General features: G+C 38.3%; 12 protein-coding genes and 1 other annotated feature. Of the genes, 3 read left to right on the top strand and 9 right to left on the bottom strand.

Going from position 1 to position 18,057, the window contains the following annotated elements; all coding sequences use genetic code 11:
* Positions 1-28: 28 nt before the first annotated feature.
* From AA0X71_RS06290 to tyrS, 4 genes are all read right to left on the bottom strand, one after another.
* Positions 29-919 (bottom strand): tetratricopeptide repeat protein, encoded by an 891-nt coding sequence (locus AA0X71_RS06290; protein WP_413360446.1) that lies wholly within the window; start codon positions 917-919, stop codon positions 29-31.
* A gap of 170 nt (positions 920-1,089) precedes the next feature.
* Positions 1,090-2,607 (bottom strand): flotillin family protein, encoded by a 1,518-nt coding sequence (locus AA0X71_RS06285; protein ID WP_413360444.1) that lies wholly within the window; start codon positions 2,605-2,607, stop codon positions 1,090-1,092.
* Positions 2,608-2,626: 19 nt separating this feature from the next.
* The gene (locus AA0X71_RS06280) at positions 2,627-3,166 is read right to left on the bottom strand and encodes an NfeD family protein (protein ID WP_413360442.1); all 540 of its coding nucleotides are present in this window, start codon (positions 3,164-3,166) and stop codon (positions 2,627-2,629) included.
* Between the two features lie 481 nt (positions 3,167-3,647).
* The gene (gene tyrS, locus AA0X71_RS06275; protein WP_413362499.1) at positions 3,648-4,904 is read right to left on the bottom strand and encodes a tyrosine--tRNA ligase; all 1,257 of its coding nucleotides are present in this window, start codon (positions 4,902-4,904) and stop codon (positions 3,648-3,650) included.
* A gap of 53 nt (positions 4,905-4,957) precedes the next feature.
* Positions 4,958-5,187, bottom strand: a binding site (T-box leader).
* A 133-nt stretch (positions 5,188-5,320) separates the two neighbouring features.
* Between tyrS and AA0X71_RS06270 the strand changes: the two genes are divergently transcribed.
* On the top strand, positions 5,321-8,233 hold the full coding sequence (locus AA0X71_RS06270) for a transglycosylase domain-containing protein (protein ID WP_413360440.1): 2,913 nt from the start codon (positions 5,321-5,323) through the stop codon (positions 8,231-8,233).
* A 196-nt stretch (positions 8,234-8,429) separates the two neighbouring features.
* Here the strand turns inward: AA0X71_RS06270 and AA0X71_RS06265 are convergent, their stop codons facing one another.
* The 3 genes from AA0X71_RS06265 to AA0X71_RS06255 are packed head-to-tail and all read right to left on the bottom strand — an operon-like array spanning position 8,430 to position 10,927.
* Positions 8,430-9,608, bottom strand: coding sequence for an acetoin utilization protein AcuC (locus AA0X71_RS06265; RefSeq protein ID WP_413362497.1), 1,179 nt, complete (start codon positions 9,606-9,608; stop codon positions 8,430-8,432).
* On the bottom strand, positions 9,605-10,252 hold the full coding sequence (locus AA0X71_RS06260; RefSeq protein ID WP_413360438.1) for an acetoin utilization AcuB family protein: 648 nt from the start codon (positions 10,250-10,252) through the stop codon (positions 9,605-9,607). The genes AA0X71_RS06265 and AA0X71_RS06260 overlap by 4 nt, the downstream gene beginning before the upstream one ends.
* A 42-nt stretch (positions 10,253-10,294) precedes the next feature.
* Complete coding sequence (locus AA0X71_RS06255; protein WP_413360436.1) at positions 10,295-10,927, bottom strand: N-acetyltransferase; 633 nt, start codon at positions 10,925-10,927, stop codon at positions 10,295-10,297.
* 232 nt (positions 10,928-11,159) lie between these two features.
* Here AA0X71_RS06255 and acsA point away from each other — a divergent pair, with 232 nt between their 5' ends.
* Entirely contained in the window at positions 11,160-12,878 is a 1,719-nt protein-coding gene (gene acsA / locus AA0X71_RS06250) for an acetate--CoA ligase (RefSeq protein WP_413360434.1), read from the top strand.
* Between the two features lie 61 nt (positions 12,879-12,939).
* On the opposite strand, the gene ccpA is transcribed toward acsA, so the two are convergent.
* Complete coding sequence (gene ccpA, locus AA0X71_RS06245) at positions 12,940-13,938, bottom strand: catabolite control protein A (protein ID WP_413360432.1); 999 nt, start codon at positions 13,936-13,938, stop codon at positions 12,940-12,942.
* Between the two features lie 268 nt (positions 13,939-14,206).
* Positions 14,207-15,283: a bifunctional 3-deoxy-7-phosphoheptulonate synthase/chorismate mutase gene (locus tag AA0X71_RS06240; RefSeq protein WP_413360430.1), complete on the bottom strand. Its 1,077-nt coding sequence runs from the start codon at positions 15,281-15,283 to the stop codon at positions 14,207-14,209.
* 237 nt (positions 15,284-15,520) lie between these two features.
* Between AA0X71_RS06240 and pilM the strand changes: the two genes are divergently transcribed.
* Positions 15,521-17,683 (top strand): pilus assembly protein PilM, encoded by a 2,163-nt coding sequence (gene pilM, locus AA0X71_RS06235; protein WP_413360427.1) that lies wholly within the window; start codon positions 15,521-15,523, stop codon positions 17,681-17,683.
* Positions 17,684-18,057: the final 374 nt, after the last annotated feature.

Here is an 18,057-nt window from a genome sequence, read left to right as displayed (position 1 = left end):
CCTCCTAGTTTTATTCTACTACTATATATTACCATTGACTTAGTAATTTGTCTTTTTCATTTTCTATTATTTCAGAAATTTTTTCGTTTTCTTGTAACTTTGACATATAAATTGCCTTTTCAATATATTGAAGTCCTTCTTCTTTTTGATACATTTTAATAAGGTTTTCACCACACTGATAATACAAATGTGCTAATAGAAACATTAAATCTTGCGTTATACAAAAATCTATCCCCTCTCTTGAAAATTGAAAGGATTCAGCATACTCACCTATCTCAGTCAGTGTTTGAGCCAATCCAAAATACACTCTGATTTTTCCTCTAGGCTCAAGTATGTCTGGGAGATTTTCTAAAGACTCTAAGGAATCTTTAAAAAGTTTTACTGCCTCTTCAAAATTGCCAGATTCTTTATGTAATAGCGCAATACTTGTTAGTATTTCAATTTCTCTTTCATTAAATTCTACCCTATTTTTATTTGTGATATCAATAGCTTGGTAAAGTAAGTCTAGTGCTTTAGATAAATCTTTTTCTAAATAGAAAGTACAAATACCTTGATGCCAAATAAGAAATTGTCTTAACTGATCTGTTTGAAATATTGGATTTTCCAATTCATTATTAATGATGTCTTGGATTCTTTCATAGTTCCATGCACGTTTTAAACGATTTATCAGCCGAATAACCGCATTCGCATAGTTAATCGATGATTTTGATGCAACATTGAAAAAATATGCTAGGTCTACATTTAATCTCCTCAATAATAGATTTAATGTTTCTAAGTCTGGATAAACGACTTCTTTTTCGAAGGAAATTAATTCCTCTTCTGTACACACACCTTCTGATAGTTCTTTAAGCGAAAGCTTTTTGTATTCACGGAATGACTTTAATGTATCCCCTATTAGATATGTGTTCAAACTGTTCATTATTATCCCTCATTACAAATATTTTAAATTTGTGATTACTCATTTTCACTTTAACCTGTTACTACCATTCTACTAAAAAGTCATGAAAAGTACATAAAAATTAGACTCTTCGGAACCTTATTTTTTTCAACAAAAAACCTGCCGCAAAATTTCGACAGGTTTCTTACTGTTTAGTCGTTATTTTTCTCTTTTCCTAACTCATCAGCTAATTGATCAATGCTATCACGGACGTTGCCTTTCCCTGAAAAATTCTCAAGTAAATTCTTCACATCAATACCAGAAGATGCTTTAAGGGATTCCTGGAGTGAGGACATTAGGCTTGTAGCATAGCCTGTCACTTTGTTGGCCCCACCATTTTCTCCATTGCCTCCAGTGTCAACGACTGTAATCTTATCGATGTTTCCTAGTGGACTTGCAACTTGTTTCGCATATTCAGGAAGCATGCGGATGATCATATCCATAACAGCTGCCTGACCATATTGTTCGAATGCTTCGGCGATTTTACGCTTCGCCTCTGCTTCGGCCAGACCTTTTAGACGGATAACATCTGCTTCAGATTCCCCTTGTGCCCGTTCTGCTTCTGCTTTCGCAAGACCGTCTAAACGGACCTTTTCAGCTTCTGCTTTTGCCAGTGATTCAATTCGATACTGATTCGCATCCGCTTCAGCTAATTGCTTCGCCTTATCCGCAGCAGCAGCCTGTTCAACAGAGTAACGATCCGCATCTGCTTTCTTCTTAACCTCAGAGTCATATTGACGCTCACGACGCAAAATTTCTTTTTCTTCAAGCTCAATTTGCTTCTGACGTTCAATGATACGGATTTGCATTTCTTGCTCTGTAACTTCCTGTTTCGACCGAGCTGTTTCTAAATCATAAGCTTGGTCAGCACGTGCTTTTGCAATATCCTGTTCACGGCGATAATCAGCCACTTTCATTTGATTTTCTTTTTCTGCTTCAGCAATTTCACTTGCTCTCTCAAATTCAGCCTTCTTCGCATCTTTATCGGCTTCTGCTCGCTTAATTCTCGTTTCCTTTTCCGCTTCAGCAGTAGCGATATCTGCATCTCTCTTTACTTGAGCAATTCTTGGCTTCCCTAGGGACTCTAAATAACCGTTTTTATCTCTAACATCCTTTATCGTAAAGGAAACGATAATGAGACCCATTTTCGCTAAATCCTGCGAGGCAACTCGTTGCACCTCTTGAGAGAATTTATCTCGATTTTTATAAATTTCCTCCACAGTCATCGAACCTAAAATGGAGCGGAGATGACCTTCTAGAACTTCTCTTGCTTCATTTTCTCGATCTTCCTTCGGTTTTCCTAAAAATTGCTCTGCTGCTGTTGCAATTTCTTCAATTGATCCACCAATCTTAATAATGGCGGTTCCATCGGCCATGACCGGAACACCTTGTTCCGTATAAACCTCAGGTGTAGTCACTTCAAGTTTACTAGATAAGAGACTAAGAGGCTCTGCTTGTTGAAAAACTGGTAGAATAAAAGCACCGCCACCGCGGATGATTTTAATCTTATTTCCTGATTCATCTACATGAACATTTTTACTACCTAAGTAACTACCTGTCACGATTAACGCTTCATCTGGACCTGCTGTGCGATACTTTGTCACAAATACGGCAATTAAAGCAATTAATAAAAAAGCTACAACACCAATTATGGCTAACGTCGGTAACATTTAACTTCCCCCTTATGATTTAAAATAGAAAATCCTCTTGTGTTTCATGGGGCACTACATGGAGTACTCCATTTTGGACTTCAACGACTAATACATTTTGTCCCTCTTCAATACTTTCGCCTTTGAAGCTTACAGCCGATTTCGCGACTGTACCACTCGCACTTTTCAAAATGACTTCTCCAAAACCATCTTCAGGAATTGGAATTATGACCTTTCCGATTCTTCCTCTCAAAGAGTGATTGGAATAAGCGAGTGACTCCTGGGCAGAAGATAATGGGATAAGGATAAAAATATTAAGTAATGTATCCAACAATAAAGCAATAAGAATCGAAATGATAACAATAATCATGCTATTTAATGAGGTCAATAATTCAAATAAATAGCCACTAGCAGAAAAGAACGTAATAAAAGCGAGGATAAGAGCTGGATTAATGAAAGGGATCAGCTCAGCAAGGCCCTCAAGTAAGTCACCTAATAAAATGTAAAGCAAGGTTAGCGCTCCAGCAATAATCAACGTCGTCAAGTAAACAGATTGAATGGAGGCCCCAAACAGTTCCATATGTATCACCCTCTCCTACATGATAGATTCCATTGTGATATACATTCCTCCTTCTTTTGAAAAGAATTAATTTTGCTATACCTTTAGTACGACTAAATTGGTAAAAAGTTTCAACTGTTCACAAAATTTACACTAATAAAGTGATAAGTAAAAAAAGTTCCTACAAAATGTAGGAAGCTCCCGGTTTGTCTAATTCAATCCAAACATCTCTCACCCTTAAGCGGAATTTTTCCTGTTATCTCCTCAACGGAGTCCCTTTTAGGGGAAATAACGGAAGATTTTCCGCTTATGGAGAGCAAAATCGTTTATTTTGGCATTTTTTGAGTGAATAGCAGGAATTTTTCCTGTTATATCGGCTCTTTTTCATGATGGTTGCTCATTAAGCGGAATTTTTCCTGTTAATTTTTCATACCGATACTGCTACTGTTTATACGAACACTTATCCACAAATCGAGGGAATTTATAAATTCCTAGAAACCTTTTATGCTTCAATTAAGAAATATTTTTTCTTGCCACGACGAATGACGGTGAACTGATCTTCGATTCTATCCTTCTCTGTGAGACTGTAATCCAGCTCGGTAATTCTTTCTCCATTTACATAAATGGCCCCATTTGATACATCTTCTCGAGCTTGACGCTTAGATGGTGAAATCTTCGCATTCACTAATAAATCAATGATTCCAACGTCTTCTTTCGTATCCTGTTTAAAAGAAGGAACATCCTTAAAACCTTCCTTAATTTCAGCTGCAGTTAAACTCTTAATGTCACCGCTAAATAAGGATTCGGTAATTTTTATCGCTTGCTCAAATGCTTCTTCTCCGTGGATTAAACGAGTCATTTCCTGAGCGAGCGTCTTTTGAGCTTTGCGTAAATGTGGTTCTTCTTGTACGGATTGTTCTAACATTTCAATTTCTTCTTTGGAAAGGAATGTAAAGTATTTTAAGTATTTGACTACGTCTGCGTCAGCTGTATTGATCCAAAATTGGTAAAACTCATATGGAGATGTTTTTTCCCCATCTAACCATACAGAACCGCCCTCTGTTTTTCCGAATTTTGTTCCATCTGCCTTCGTTACAAGCGGGATCGTTAAGCCAAATGCCTTCGAATCTTCGTCCGTCATTTTGCGAATCAATTCTAATCCGGTTGTGATATTGCCCCATTGATCACTTCCACCAATTTGCAATTTACAATTATGTTTTTCATATAAATGTTTAAAATCCATTCCTTGAAGGATGGTGTATGTGAACTCTGTAAAAGATATCCCTGTCTCCAAACGAGTAGCAATCGTATCCTTTGCCAGCATGTAATTGATTCCGATATGTTTACCGTAATCTCTTAAGAAGGTAATGATATTCATTGGTGCTGTCCAATCATAGTTATTGACCATGACAGCGCCATTTTCTCCTTCAAAATCAAAGATCATTTTTAATTGCTCTGTTAAAGCATCAACATTTTTCTGAACCGTTTCTTCTGTTTGTAGAACTCTTTCCTCTGTTGCCTTGGGATCACCGATTAATCCTGTTGCTCCTCCTACAAGAACGATTGGTCTATGACCAGCATTTTGAAATCGTCTTAATGTTAAAAACGGAAGCAGATGACCGATATGCATACTATCACCAGTCGGATCCATCCCACAGTACAAAGAAATCTTCTCTTTTTCCACTAATTCTTTTAATCCTTCTTCGTCCGTTTGTTGGTAAATAATTCCACGCCACTGTAAGTCCTGTAATAAATCCATCATTTTTTTCCTCCAACTCTTTTTTACAATATAAAAAGTCCCTTCGATTAGATCGAAGGGACGTTAATACGCGGTACCACCCAACTTGAGAACCAAAACAAATAGTGATTCTCCACTTAATTAAGATAACGGAAATTCCGTTTACTGCTACTATCTTACGGTTCACAGTAAAAGCTCAGGGAGGTAATTCATGCTCTCTACATGTACTGACTCGCAGCAACCGTCAGCTTTCTGAAACAGAGATAGAAACACTACTAAAATTTAATCCCATCATCGCTTATAATATATGAGTTAAAGAATTTTTATCACAAAATCACTTAACTTGTCAAATAGAAATTAGGAAATATTAGAAAAAAATTGATATCAACAATACTTGTACCTCTCTTTATGCTATAATGTATGTGATTTTAGGGGGAATGATACGATTGAAAGAGAAACTTAATTGGAAACAGATACTTCAGTCTTGCCAAGATTTTTTTTCTAATAAAAGAACCAAAAAAGGGGCAAGCATTACGTACCAAGTAGTATGGAATTTAGTCCTTATCTTTCTTGTCATAACCATCCTTGGTGGTGCGTTCGCAGGAGGTGTAGGTGCCGGATACTTTGCATCCATGGTTAAAGATGAACCGCTCCGTTCCTACGATAGTATGAAAAAAGATATTTACAACTATGAAGAAACTTCTAATTTATATTTTGCTGATAACGTTTATTTAGGAAAGCTTCGAACAGACTTAGAGCGAGAAGAAGTCAAAATTGAAGATGTATCGGATTTTCTAATTAAAGCGGTTGTTGCTACAGAGGACGAATACTTTTATGAGCATGATGGAGTCGTTCCAAAAGCGATCATGCGTGCGGTATTCCAAGAGGTAACAAACTCTGCTGTACAAACAGGTGGTAGTACGTTAACCCAACAATTAATCAAAAATCAAATACTTACAAATGAAGTTTCGTTTGAACGTAAAGCGAAAGAAATTCTGCTTGCTCTAAGATTAGAAAAATTCTTTGATAAAGAGGAGATCTTAGAAGCATATTTAAATGTTTCAACCTTTGGAAGAAATTCATCCGGTCGTAATATCGGAGGAGTTCAAGCAGCAGCGAAGGGGGTATTTGGGGTTACAGCCAAAGAACTCACACTTCCACAAGCGGCATTTATAGCTGGACTTCCTCAAAGTCCATTTGGTTATACCCCATTTACGAATAAGGGGGAAATCAAAAACAATCTAGAACCTGGTATCACGCGTATGAAAACCGTATTACAGAGAATGTATGAGAACGGTTCGATAACAAAAGAACAATATGATGAAGCAGTTAACTATGATATAACTCAAGATTTTATCGCTCCTACAAAAAGTCCTCAGGAAGAATATCCATACTTAACTTTTGAACTTGAAAAAAGAGCTGTCGATGTATTATCAGTTCTACTTGCTGAAAAAGATGGGTATACAGAAGAGGATTTACAAAAAGATGATGAGTTAACAAATGAGTATTTAACACTTGCTGATCGAGATTTGCGTCAAAATGGCTATGAGATTCATTCTACGATTAACAAAGAAATATATGATGCCATGCAAAAGGTTAAAAATGAATTTGAATACTACGGAAGTGAGATTCAAGTCGTCGAAACCGATCCGGAAACGGGTGAAGAAGTAACCGTTAATAAACCGGTTCAAGTTGGTGCCTCACTCATCGAAAACAAAACAGGAAAAATCATTAGCTTTGTTGGCGGAAGGGATTTTTCACAAGCAGAATGGAATCATGCTACAAACGCAAAACGTTCCAATGGATCAACGATGAAGCCATTGCTTGTGTATGCACCAGCAATCGAACTTGGAAGCTTAGCACCAGGTACCATTTTACCTGACCTTCCATTAAAATTAAATCCTGCATCTAGTAGTCCATGGCCTAGTAACTATGGTGGTGGCTATAGCGGACTTGTTACGGCTCGATATGCTTTAGCAAGGTCTTATAATGTCCCTGCGGTTAAAGCATATATCGATATTTTAGGAAAGCGCCCTGCTGAATACTTAAGTAAAATGGGCTTCTCCTCCCTTACTGAAGGAGATTATACGAACCGCTCTACAGCTATAGGTGGTCTAGAAGAAGGTGTTACAGTTGAAGAAAATGTCAACGCCTACGGCACTTTTGCGAATAACGGTCAATTTATTGATGGCTATATGATTGAAAAAATCGTCGATAAAGACGGGAATACGATTTATCAGCATGAAGTTGAACCAGTCGAGGTATTTAGTCCGCAAACAGCTTATTTAATCTATGACATGATGCGTGATGTTATTCGCTCAGGAACAGCTGGTTCATTGAACAGCCGCTTAAAATTCAGTTCTGATTGGGCTGGAAAGACAGGAACAAGCCAAGAATACAAAGATGCTTGGTTTGTAGCAACAAATCCGAATGTTTCATTTGGTACGTGGATTGGCTATGATACACCAAAGCCATTACAAGTAACCTATAAAGGTCTGTCTTATTCAAATCGGAACATTTATTTATGGGCTCAGTTAATGAATGCTGCTTATGATGTAGCTCCTGAATTAATCGACCCGTCTGAAACTGTTAAAATGCCAGGCGGAATTGTCAGACGTTCTTTCTGTGCGATTTCTGGCTTACTACCTTCTGATGCGTGTACAAAAGCTGGACTAGTGGAAACAGATTTATTTAACGCAAAATATGTTCCAAGCAAGGTAGATGATAGCTTAGTTGAAGGGAAATACGTACAAATCGGGGATAAGAAGTATTTAGCTTTAGATTCTACACCTGAAGAATTTGCAGAGTCAGGTCTAATTTTAAACCCAGACTACATTGAGAAAATTTTTGGTATAAGTGTTAATACGGAACAACTCATACCAAAAAATAAAGAGCGCTGGGCAAATATTTTACTCCCAGATGATAAAATGGAAGACAATGGGAAAGTACCAGGTAAGCTAACAGCAAAAGTTTCAGGTACTACCATCACATGGGGTAAGCATCCTGAGAACGATATTGTTGGTTACCGTGTTTATAAAGAAGGCAAAAAAGTAGCATCCATTAGAGTTGGAGAAGAGCTCTCCTACAAAGGAGATAACGGCTTGTATTATGTCACCGCAGTAGATATCGCAGGGCAAGAGTCAGCTCCTTCTGACGAGGTTCGAATCGGTCCTGAGGAGACACCTGTTGTGACCGACCCGGTGGATGACGATAAAAAGCCTGAGAAACCGAGTAGACCAGAAGATCCAGCGAAACCGGAAAAACCACCTGCAAACCCGCCAGGTGATGGAAATCAAGATAATGGCAATACGGAAAAAGAACCTGAAAATAACGAAGGTAATGGGGCTTAATAACAGTGAGGACTAATGATAGACAAAGTCCAAAATGGTATATAGCCGTTACCTTTAGGCTGATTGAAAACGTTTGTCTTTCAAGGCGTGAAGCCTTGGGAGGAGCGGAGTTACCATAGTGTAAGCATCCGGACAAGGCAAAGCAACGAAGAAAGCGAGCGTTTGTCTACAGCCTGAGAGGACTGATTTTTTTAAATCAGTCCTCTTTTATTTCACTTCTTTTCCGATTCCGGATTGGATATAGCGCATTCGCTACTGTTTGAGCATTTTTTTCTGTTATTTCATCTTTTCTTGGAATTGGCCGATACATTCCTTTCGGATCATCCCATTCAGCTGGGAGAGTGATAGGAGCCTCTTCTTGCCACCGATTAATCCACTCTTTTGGGAGCTCACCATAGCTATTATGATTCTTCGTCATTTCCATCCAAATCAAACTCCATGCTCTAGGAACAACACGCCAAATATCATAGCCTCCACCACCTACTGCAATCCATTTCCCGTCACAATACTGGTGGGCAATCTCATGAGCAAGCTTTGGGATTTCTCGATATATCCGCATCGTAGCCGACAAATGGGTTAACGGATCTAAATAATGAGCATCTGCCCCATTCTGAGTCAAAATAACATCTGGCTTAAAAAAGTCAGCAATTTCTCTTACTGATGTCGTATAAGCATCTAACCAGGACTCATCCTCCGTAAACGCGTCAACGGGAATATTAAAAGAGTAACCATACCCTTTCCCTTGACCACGCTCATTCACATTACCTGTCCCTGGAAATAGATATCTCCCTGTCTCATGAATTGAAAAGGTACACACATTTGGCTCCTCATAAAAAGCCCATTGAACCCCATCACCATGATGTGCATCTGTATCTATATATAATACACGTGCTCCATACTTTTCTTGGATGTACTTAATCGCCACTGAGCTATCGTTATAAATACAGAAGCCGGATGCTTTCCCTCGAAATCCGTGATGGAGTCCGCCTCCTAAATTAACGGCATGCTTCGCTTTCCCTTCCATTACATAGTCAACAGCGGTCAGGGTTCCACCAACGAGCAACGCACTAGCATCATGCATTCCAGAGAATACAGGCGTATCTTCTGTACCTAATCCATAACTTTCCGCCATCTCTTCAGAAAGCTCCCCTTTTCCTGCCTTCTTGACAGCGATTACATAATTCGGATCGTGGATAAGCTCCAGCTCCTCATCTGTGGCAAGTCGAGGAGCAACAATATCCTTAGCAGAAATGGCGTTCATTTCTTTTAGCAGATCCAAGGTAAGCTTTAGCCTTATTTGATTGAAAGGGTGCTCTTTATTAAATTTATAGTTTAATTGTTCTTCAGAAAAAATGAAAATAGAATCCTGCATCATACTTCCATCCCCGGAAGATTTGGCCATAGCACCTCATGTCCAGATTTCTCAAGCTCTTCAATTAAGCGTAATGGATTCATCGTTTGTATCCTCAATACGATGATTTTAAAGTCATCATCTCTTTTATCAGGATAGACGAGAACACTTAAAATATTGACCTTACAATTTTGGATGTCAGAAAAGAGTCGAAACAGCATTCCCATTTTATTGCGAACGCGAATTTCAATTTGTGATCCTGGCTGATGTGCTCCTGTCAACTCTACTAATGTGTGCAGTAAATCCGTTTGAGTAATAATTCCTACTAATCTTTTATCTTTTATAATCGGGAGACAGCCAATTTTACTTTCATAGAATATCGCTGCCACCTCTTCGACAAAATCCAATGGATGACCAGTGATGACGTCAGATACCATAATCGATTCAAGTGGCTTTTGTAAAATATCTTTATTTTCTTCAAAGAAAAAAATCGATGGAATCGCTTCCTTGATGTCTCGATCAGTGACAATCCCGATTAAGTGCTTTTCTCGATCAATGATGGGAATATGCTTAATCCTTTTCTCTTTCATCAATTGAATCGCTTCTTCAAGCGTATTCTCTTTCTCTAATGTATATACATCTGAAATCATTATCTCTTCGACAATCATCATTAAACCTCCTAAAACACTCTATCCAATCGTAATGTCGTTCTAATACATAAATCGATTCATGAAACGGAGTTGGTCAAATTTTTGAATCGATTCCGTATCAACTCTTTTTCCGATTTTCACCATTAAACAATTAGCTGGATGAGAACTGATTTCTGGGTCATCTGTTGCAAACCATTCTAACCCACCTGCATTCATCATTTTCTCCATTACTTTACGGTATTCCCACACATTTAATCCTGTACCCTTTAAGTCCCAATGCCAATAATATTCAGTCGTTATCGTAATATAATCCTCCATCGCATCATCCATCATCGAAACGACTAGCAAGTTCTTTCCAACCTGACATCCACGAAACTGAGGGATTACTTCAATAGCTCCTAATTCTATTAAATTATCCATTTTTCCTTCTGACCATCTTTCTAGTGGATCAGGATACAAATACGTAACATATCCAACGATCATTTGCTTATGTCTCGCAATGATAATTCTTCCCTCCGGTAATCCGGCAATCCCAATCAAGGCTTTATGCTGCTGAGGAGCAGGTCGAAAAGCGACTAAATCTTCATGAAACTCTAACTGCGATAACCCTTCTGGAGAAATAGGACCTTCAATAATTAACTCACCATGAGGTGTCTTTAATTCTTTGGCATTGTATGTTTTCTTATGTTCCACGGCTCCACCACCCAATTTAAATAATCTACATGTTAAGAATAGTATTTTATAGATAATTACTACTATTATACATGAATAAAAGTAGATTTAAGCGCTTTCACAAAATTTTCAGTATTTTATTGTTTTTCGCTTCGAAGTTTTATTTTCAAAAAAGAATATTTTTAAAATTGTGAAAAAAGTAGCTTTGTAATATAATAAATACAACTATATCAAAAAGGGGGATACTTTTTAAATGAAATTGGAAACGCTACCAGTTATTAAGGGAGAATATAACTTACAAGATTATCATGACACATACGCAAATTTCGATTGGAAGGAAGTTGAAAAACAATTTTCCTGGTCAGAAACCGGACTTGTAAATATGGCTTATGAAGCCATCGATAAACATGCTCAATCCTATCGTAAAAATAAAGTTGCATTATATTATCGTGATGCTAATCGAAATGAAAAGTATACCTTTAAGGAAATGAAAGACCTCTCAAATAAAGCAGGAAATATTCTAAAAACATATGGGGATGTTGAGAAAGGTGATCGGGTCTTTATTTTTATGCCACGTTCTCCTGAACTTTACTTTACCGTTCTTGGGGCGATCAAACTTGGGGCAATTGTTGGACCATTATTTGAAGCATTTATGGAAGGTGCTGTTCGTGACCGCCTCGAGGATAGTGAAGCCAAGGTGCTTGTTACAACCCCAGAACTGCTTGAGCGTGTCCCTGTTGATGAATTACCAGCCTTAAAACATATTTTCCTTGTCGGTAACGAGGTAACCGAGGATGAAAAATATGTTGATTTTCATAAACGACTTCAAGACGCTAGCAATAAACTTGAGATCGAATGGGTAGAAAGAACAGACGGATTAATTCTTCACTATACTTCAGGTTCTACTGGAAAGCCTAAGGGTGTTTTACATGTCCATAACGCTATGCTCCAACACTATCAAACGGCTAAATGGATTCTTGATCTAAAGGATGATGATGTTTATTGGTGTACAGCTGACCCTGGTTGGGTTACTGGTACATCATACGGAATTTTTGGCCCATGGTTAACAGGGACATCTAATCTCATTGTTGGAGGAAGATTTGATCCGAATACATGGTACAAAATGCTTGAAGAATATGGAGTAACCGTCTGGTATAGTGCTCCAACTGCCTTCCGGATGCTGATGGGGGCTGGAGATGAAATCATTAAGAATTTTGATTTAAGTCAATTAAGACATGTACTTAGTGTCGGAGAGCCACTCAATCCAGAAGTTGTTCGTTGGGGAATGAAGGTGTTTAATCGACGCATTCATGATAATTGGTGGATGACAGAAACAGGAGCACAGTTGATTTCAAACTATCCATGTATGGAAATTCGCCCAGGTTCTATGGGTAAACCGATTCCAGGTGTTAAAGCGGCAATCGTCGATAACCAAGGAAACGAACTGCCACCAAATCGCATGGGCAATTTAGCGATTAAAAAAGGCTGGCCATCCATGATGAAGACCATTTGGAATAATGAAGGAAAATATGAGTCCTACTTTATGCCAGGGGATTGGTATGTTTCTGGAGACTCTGCCTATATGGATGAGGACGGATATTTCTGGTTCCAAGGTCGTGTAGATGATGTTATCATGACTTCTGGAGAGCGCGTTGGCCCATTTGAAGTTGAAAGCAAGCTCGTTGAGCATCCTGCTGTCGCCGAAGCTGGCGTAATTGGGAAGCCAGACCCGGTCCGCGGTGAAATCATTAAAGCCTTTATCGCTCTTCGAGATGGTTACGACATGAGCGATGATTTGAAGGAAGAAATTCGTCAATTTGTCAAGAAAGGTCTTGCAGCACATGCAGCTCCTCGTGAAATTGAATTCCGTGATAAGCTGCCAAAAACTCGAAGTGGAAAAATTATGCGTCGAGTCCTAAAAGCATGGGAATTAGACTTGCCAACTGGTGACTTATCGACAATGGAAGACTAAACATAAAACGAGGAAGCCCATTGTCAGGACTTCCTCGTTTTTCTAATCTTTTTTTCACATCTTATTTTGTAGAACTACGTAGTTCAATACGATGTGGAAGGATAACTGTTTGCTCAGATACTGTTTCTTTGTTCATTAGTTTTGTTAATAATCGCATCGCTACTGCCCCAATATCATATAACGGCTGAACAACGGTCGTAAGCTGTGGACGTACCATCAAAGCTAGTCTTGTATTATCGGATGAAATCACTTCAAAATCATCAGGGATTTTATATCCTTGATCTTCTGCCCCATGGACAACTCCTAACGCCATTTCATCTGAACCTACAAAGATGGCAGTAGGCTTGATTTCAAGTTCCATGAGCTTTTCGAACGCTTCAATACCTGAATCGTACGTATAATCACCTTCAACCACTAAATCTTCACTATATTCAATGCCTGCCTCTTGTAGAGCACGCTTGTAGCCTGACAACTTCTTCTTTTCATTAATTGGCTCATGAAATGGTCCAATGACGAAAGCAATTTTCTTATGACCTTTTTCAATAAAAGAAAATATCGCATCATATGTAGCTTGTTCATAATCAATGTTAACAGATGGCACTTGTTCCGATTCTTCAATTGAACCAGCTAAAACGATTGGAACAGGGGATTTTTCGAATTCCTCTACATGTTCGTGAGTGATGTTTCCACCCATAAACACGATTCCATCTACCTGTTTTCCAAGCATCGTATTTAGTAAGTGAAGTTCCTTATCTTTGTTTTGATCCGAATTACTCAAAATGATATTATACTTATACATTGTGGCAATATCTTCAATTCCTCGCGCTAACTCAGCGAAAAAGGTACTTGAAATGTCAGGAATGACCACACCTACTGTCGTCGTTTTCTTACTAGCAAGACCTCTTGCAACTGCATTTGGTCTGTAGCCTAAGCGACTTATTACTTCTAATACTTTTTTTCTTGTTGCTGGCTTTACATTTGGATTTCCGTTCACTACCCTCGAAACTGTAGCCATCGATACGTTGGCTTCTCTTGCCACATCGTATATGGTAATATTCATTACAATCGACTCCTTATTCTAAAACAATTATTTATTATTATTTTAACCTATATTAACACGCTTTAGTGTGTAATTATGTACTTAATAATACTTCACTCCGCTATCTCTCGCAATGTCAAGGCTAATTTTTTTACAAAAAAGTCGAAAATTGATGTCAAAAAATCATATTTCACTATAAATATTAAGTTTATTTTCGTTCAAATAACATTTACCAGAAATTAAAACAGCCTTCTGCACGAAGCAGAAGACTGTTTCTTTGTTTACATTATTACACGCGCACGAGTGATGAAGCAACAAGTTGTTCCATGAATTCATCGAATTGATTAAGATCCATTTGTTGCGCTGAATCAGATAGAGCAACCGCGGGATCCGGATGAACCTCTGCCATCACACCATCAGCTCCAATGGCTAATGCAGCCTTCGCTGTTGGAAGTAGAAGATCTCTTCTACCTGTAGAATGAGTCACATCAACGAGAACTGGTAAATGTGTTTCTTGCTTCAAGATCGGAACAGCTGAAATATCTAACGTATTTCTTGTCGCTCTTTCGTAAGTGCGAATTCCACGCTCACAAAGAATAATTTGTCCATTCCCTTGTGCCATAATATATTCAGCCGCATTAATGAATTCCTCAATCGTTGCAGCTAATCCACGTTTTAATAAAACGGGTTTATTGACTGCACCTGCCGCTTTCAATAACTCAAAGTTTTGCATATTACGTGCACCAATTTGAATCACATCTATATACTCCGCTGCCATTTCAATATCTGCTGGATTGACAATTTCACTAATGACGCCTAAATCGTACTCATCGGCAACCCTTTTTAAAATTTTCAACCCTTCAACACCTAAACCTTGGAAATCATATGGCGAAGTTCTTGGCTTGTAGGCACCACCACGCAATAGCTTTAACCCTTTTGCCTTCACTGCTGCAGCAACTGTCGCTACTTGCTCATAAGACTCAACCGCACAAGGTCCAAAAATCAATTGTTGAGCACCAGCACCAATTTGTGCCCCTTTCACTTCAACAATCGTATTTTCCGGATGCTTTTTACGCGAAACAAGTAAAGCTTTACGGTGATCATCCTCTTGTAATTCTAAACCTGCTTTAAAAATCTCTTTAAATAGATGCTGTAGGGTGGATTTTTCAAAAGGACCGTCATTCTTCTCAAGTATAGAATCTAACATTTTGCGCTCACGAACCGGATCATAACGATTAACACCTTGAGTTTCTTTAACACGTCCGATTTCTTGAACAAGTCGAGCTCTTTCATTGATTAAGTTCAGTAGTTGCACATTTAGTTCGTCAACACGATTTCGTAATTCTTCCAGTTTCATATTGCTCATTTTTTTCCGTCCTTTCGAATCTTTTTTGCCCTTCATAATCTATTCACAGATATAAAAGGAATATTCGTTCATGATCTGTTTAAAGAAGATACATTTCTGTATAATTAGAGTTATTATATATGAATTTATTCTTAATGTCACGTACTTTTCTTTAATAATTAAACGCTTTTAAGTGTTAAAGTATTTTAAGAGTATATGATTAATCGTATGATTAATAATTAAAGAAGGTGTATCCTGTTGCCAGATAAAAAGAAATTGTTTGCCTTAGATATCGGTACCCGTTCCGTTGTCGGAATCATTTTAGAAAACAATCAAGGGACCTATCATGTCATTGATATGCTCTCCATTGAACATTCGGAACGCGCCATGTTAGATGGCCAAATCCATGATGTCTTGTCTGTATCGAAAATCATTACAGAAATTAAAGAGAAGCTAGAACCAAAACATGGACCATTAAAAAAGGTTAGTGTTGCCGCAGCTGGTAGAGCCTTGAAAACAGAACGAGCGAAAGTAGCCATTGATATTAAAGGAAAACCGATGATCCAGAAAGAAGATATTCTTCATCTTGAACTAAGCACGGTTCAAAAAGCGCAAAGTCTTGTTGCAGAAAGACATGAAGAAGAATCAAGTCATTATTATTATTGTGTCGGTTATTCCGTACTCTACTATCGGTTAGATGGGGAGGGAATTGGAAGCTTGATTGATCAGCAAGGGGACGAAGCGTCTGTCGAAATCATTGCCACCTTTTTACCAAAGGTCGTTGTGGAATCCTTGATTTCCGCCCTTCATCGTGCAGGACTAGAGATGGAAGCATTGACGCTTGAACCAATTGCTGCGATTAATGTGCTCATTCCTCCTAGCATGCGAAGATTAAACGTTGCTCTCGTTGATATTGGGGCAGGAACCTCTGATATTGCCCTAACCGATTCAGGTACAGTCATTGCCTATGGGATGGTTCCCGTTGCTGGAGATGAAATTACTGAAGCGATTAGTGACCAATTTTTATTAGACTTTCCGTTAGCTGAATTAGCCAAACGAGAAATTAACACAAAAGAAAGTGTTACGATCTCAGATATTTTAGGTTTTGAAGCCGATATTCCTAAAGATGAAATGATCGCCCAAATAGGCCCAGCCATCGATCGACTTGCGGCATCCATTTGTGATGAAATCTATCAATTAAATGGTCAAAAATCCCCTAAAGCCGTTATGCTTGTCGGTGGGGGGAGCTTAACCCCTGATTTACCACGGAGAATTGCAGAAAGATTAAATTTACCTGTTAATCGTGTTGCGATACGTGGAATCGATGCTATTACGTCTTTAACGCTTGATGACAGCATTGCAAGAGGTCCTGAACTAGTAACCCCCATTGGTATTGCTATTGCTGCTCAGAAAACACCGGTTCATTACGTAACCGTATATGTAAACGAACAGCCTGTGCGATTGTTCGAAGTGAAAAAACTAACGGTCGGTGATTGTCTTCTTGCCGCTGGTATTAAAATGAATAAACTTTATGGAAGACCGGGATTAGCGATGATCATTACACTTAATGGTCAGCAAATTACAATCCCTGGGCAACATGGACGTCCACCTAAATTATTTATGAATGGCAATGCCTGCTCATTTGATGATGTCGTCCAAAATGGGGATATTTTAACCCTTGAACGAGGGCAAGATGGTGAAAAAACGACCTTGCGAATTCACGAATTACTTGATGAAATCCCGACAAAGAGCATTACGATTAACGGGAAGAATTTTGAGATTACTCCAACAATTACTCGTAATGGCTACGTCGTCAGCCCCGAAGTTGTGATTGAAGATCGGGACAATATCGAGTGCAAAATGCCTGAAACGATTGAGGAAGCCTTCATCACTTTGCAGGTAGAACATTATTTTGAACAACTCAAGCCATTTCGGATTACATTAAATCAAAAAGAGACGATTATTCCTTCTTTTTCAGGGAAACTGTTTAAAAATGGTTTAGAAGCAAGGCTAGGCAATAGTATTGAACATCTAGACAAAATTATAGTAGAACGAAAAAAGGCGGTAACGATTAAAGAACTTGCTGACAAAAAGCAATTAATGCTCTCTCAATCTATTCCAGTTTATTTTAATGGAAAAGAAATTCAAATGACTAAAATGGTTACTGAATTCAAGAGAAATGGTCAAATCCTTAAGGAAAAAGATGTCATTGAAGATGGAGATGACATTACAACCAATCAAAAACAATTACAGCCATTCATCTTCCAAGATTTATTTAACTTTGTCGAGATAGAGATGCCATCTCAAGCAAACGGGAGCTTTCAATTACTTAAAAACAACGTAGAGACCACTTTCTTTGAACATATTGAACCTGGTGATTCTCTTGAAATCGTCTGGCCAAAAACAGTGAAAAAGGACTAATTTTGCCCTATAAAGAGGCTTCAAATCATGAGAAAGGTGAATCCTGAGGGTACTTAAATTCACCTTTCTCTATTTTTGTATGTTAATTTTGCCATTAACGCAAGACCTTCGATTTTCCTCGTACAAAAAAATCGTGGGAAACGCAAATTAGCCTTAAAGAATCCAATTGATTTCCGCTTTGTCTAAATTTCAACTAGAAGACCCTATTTTCCCCAACCATTTCTCACCATTAAGCGGAATTTTTCCTGTTATCTCCTCAACGGAGTCCCTTTTAGGGGAAATAACGGAAGATTTTCCGCTTATGGAGGGCAAAATCGTTTATTTTGGCATTTTTTCAGGGGATAGCAGGAAATTTTCCTGTTATTTCGGCTCTT

Source organism: Robertmurraya phoenicis (assembly GCF_047302285.1).
Lineage (GTDB): Bacteria > Bacillota > Bacilli > Bacillales > Cytobacillaceae > Robertmurraya.
The sequence above is the reverse complement of the archived record's forward strand: the minus strand, read 5'-3'. Positions and strand labels throughout refer to the sequence as shown.

Bases quoted from the DNA above. Each gene is read 5' to 3' on its own strand.
- AA0X71_RS06290 (WP_413360446.1), bottom strand. From the start codon at position 919: ATGAACAGTTTGAACACATATCTAATAGGGGATACATTAAAGTCATTC.
- AA0X71_RS06285 (WP_413360444.1), bottom strand. From the start codon at position 2,607: ATGTTACCGACGTTAGCCATAATTGGTGTTGTAGCTTTTTTATTAATT.
- AA0X71_RS06280 (WP_413360442.1), bottom strand. From the start codon at position 3,166: ATGGAACTGTTTGGGGCCTCCATTCAATCTGTTTACTTGACGACGTTG.
- tyrS (WP_413362499.1), bottom strand. From the start codon at position 4,904: ATGGATTTATTACAGGACTTACAGTGGCGTGGAATTATTTACCAACAA.
- AA0X71_RS06270 (WP_413360440.1), top strand. From the start codon at position 5,321: ATGATACGATTGAAAGAGAAACTTAATTGGAAACAGATACTTCAGTCT.
- AA0X71_RS06265 (WP_413362497.1), bottom strand. From the start codon at position 9,608: ATGATGCAGGATTCTATTTTCATTTTTTCTGAAGAACAATTAAACTAT.
- AA0X71_RS06260 (WP_413360438.1), bottom strand. From the start codon at position 10,252: ATGATTGTCGAAGAGATAATGATTTCAGATGTATATACATTAGAGAAA.
- acsA (WP_413360434.1), top strand. From the start codon at position 11,160: ATGAAATTGGAAACGCTACCAGTTATTAAGGGAGAATATAACTTACAA.
- ccpA (WP_413360432.1), bottom strand. From the start codon at position 13,938: ATGAATATTACCATATACGATGTGGCAAGAGAAGCCAACGTATCGATG.
- AA0X71_RS06240 (WP_413360430.1), bottom strand. From the start codon at position 15,283: ATGAGCAATATGAAACTGGAAGAATTACGAAATCGTGTTGACGAACTA.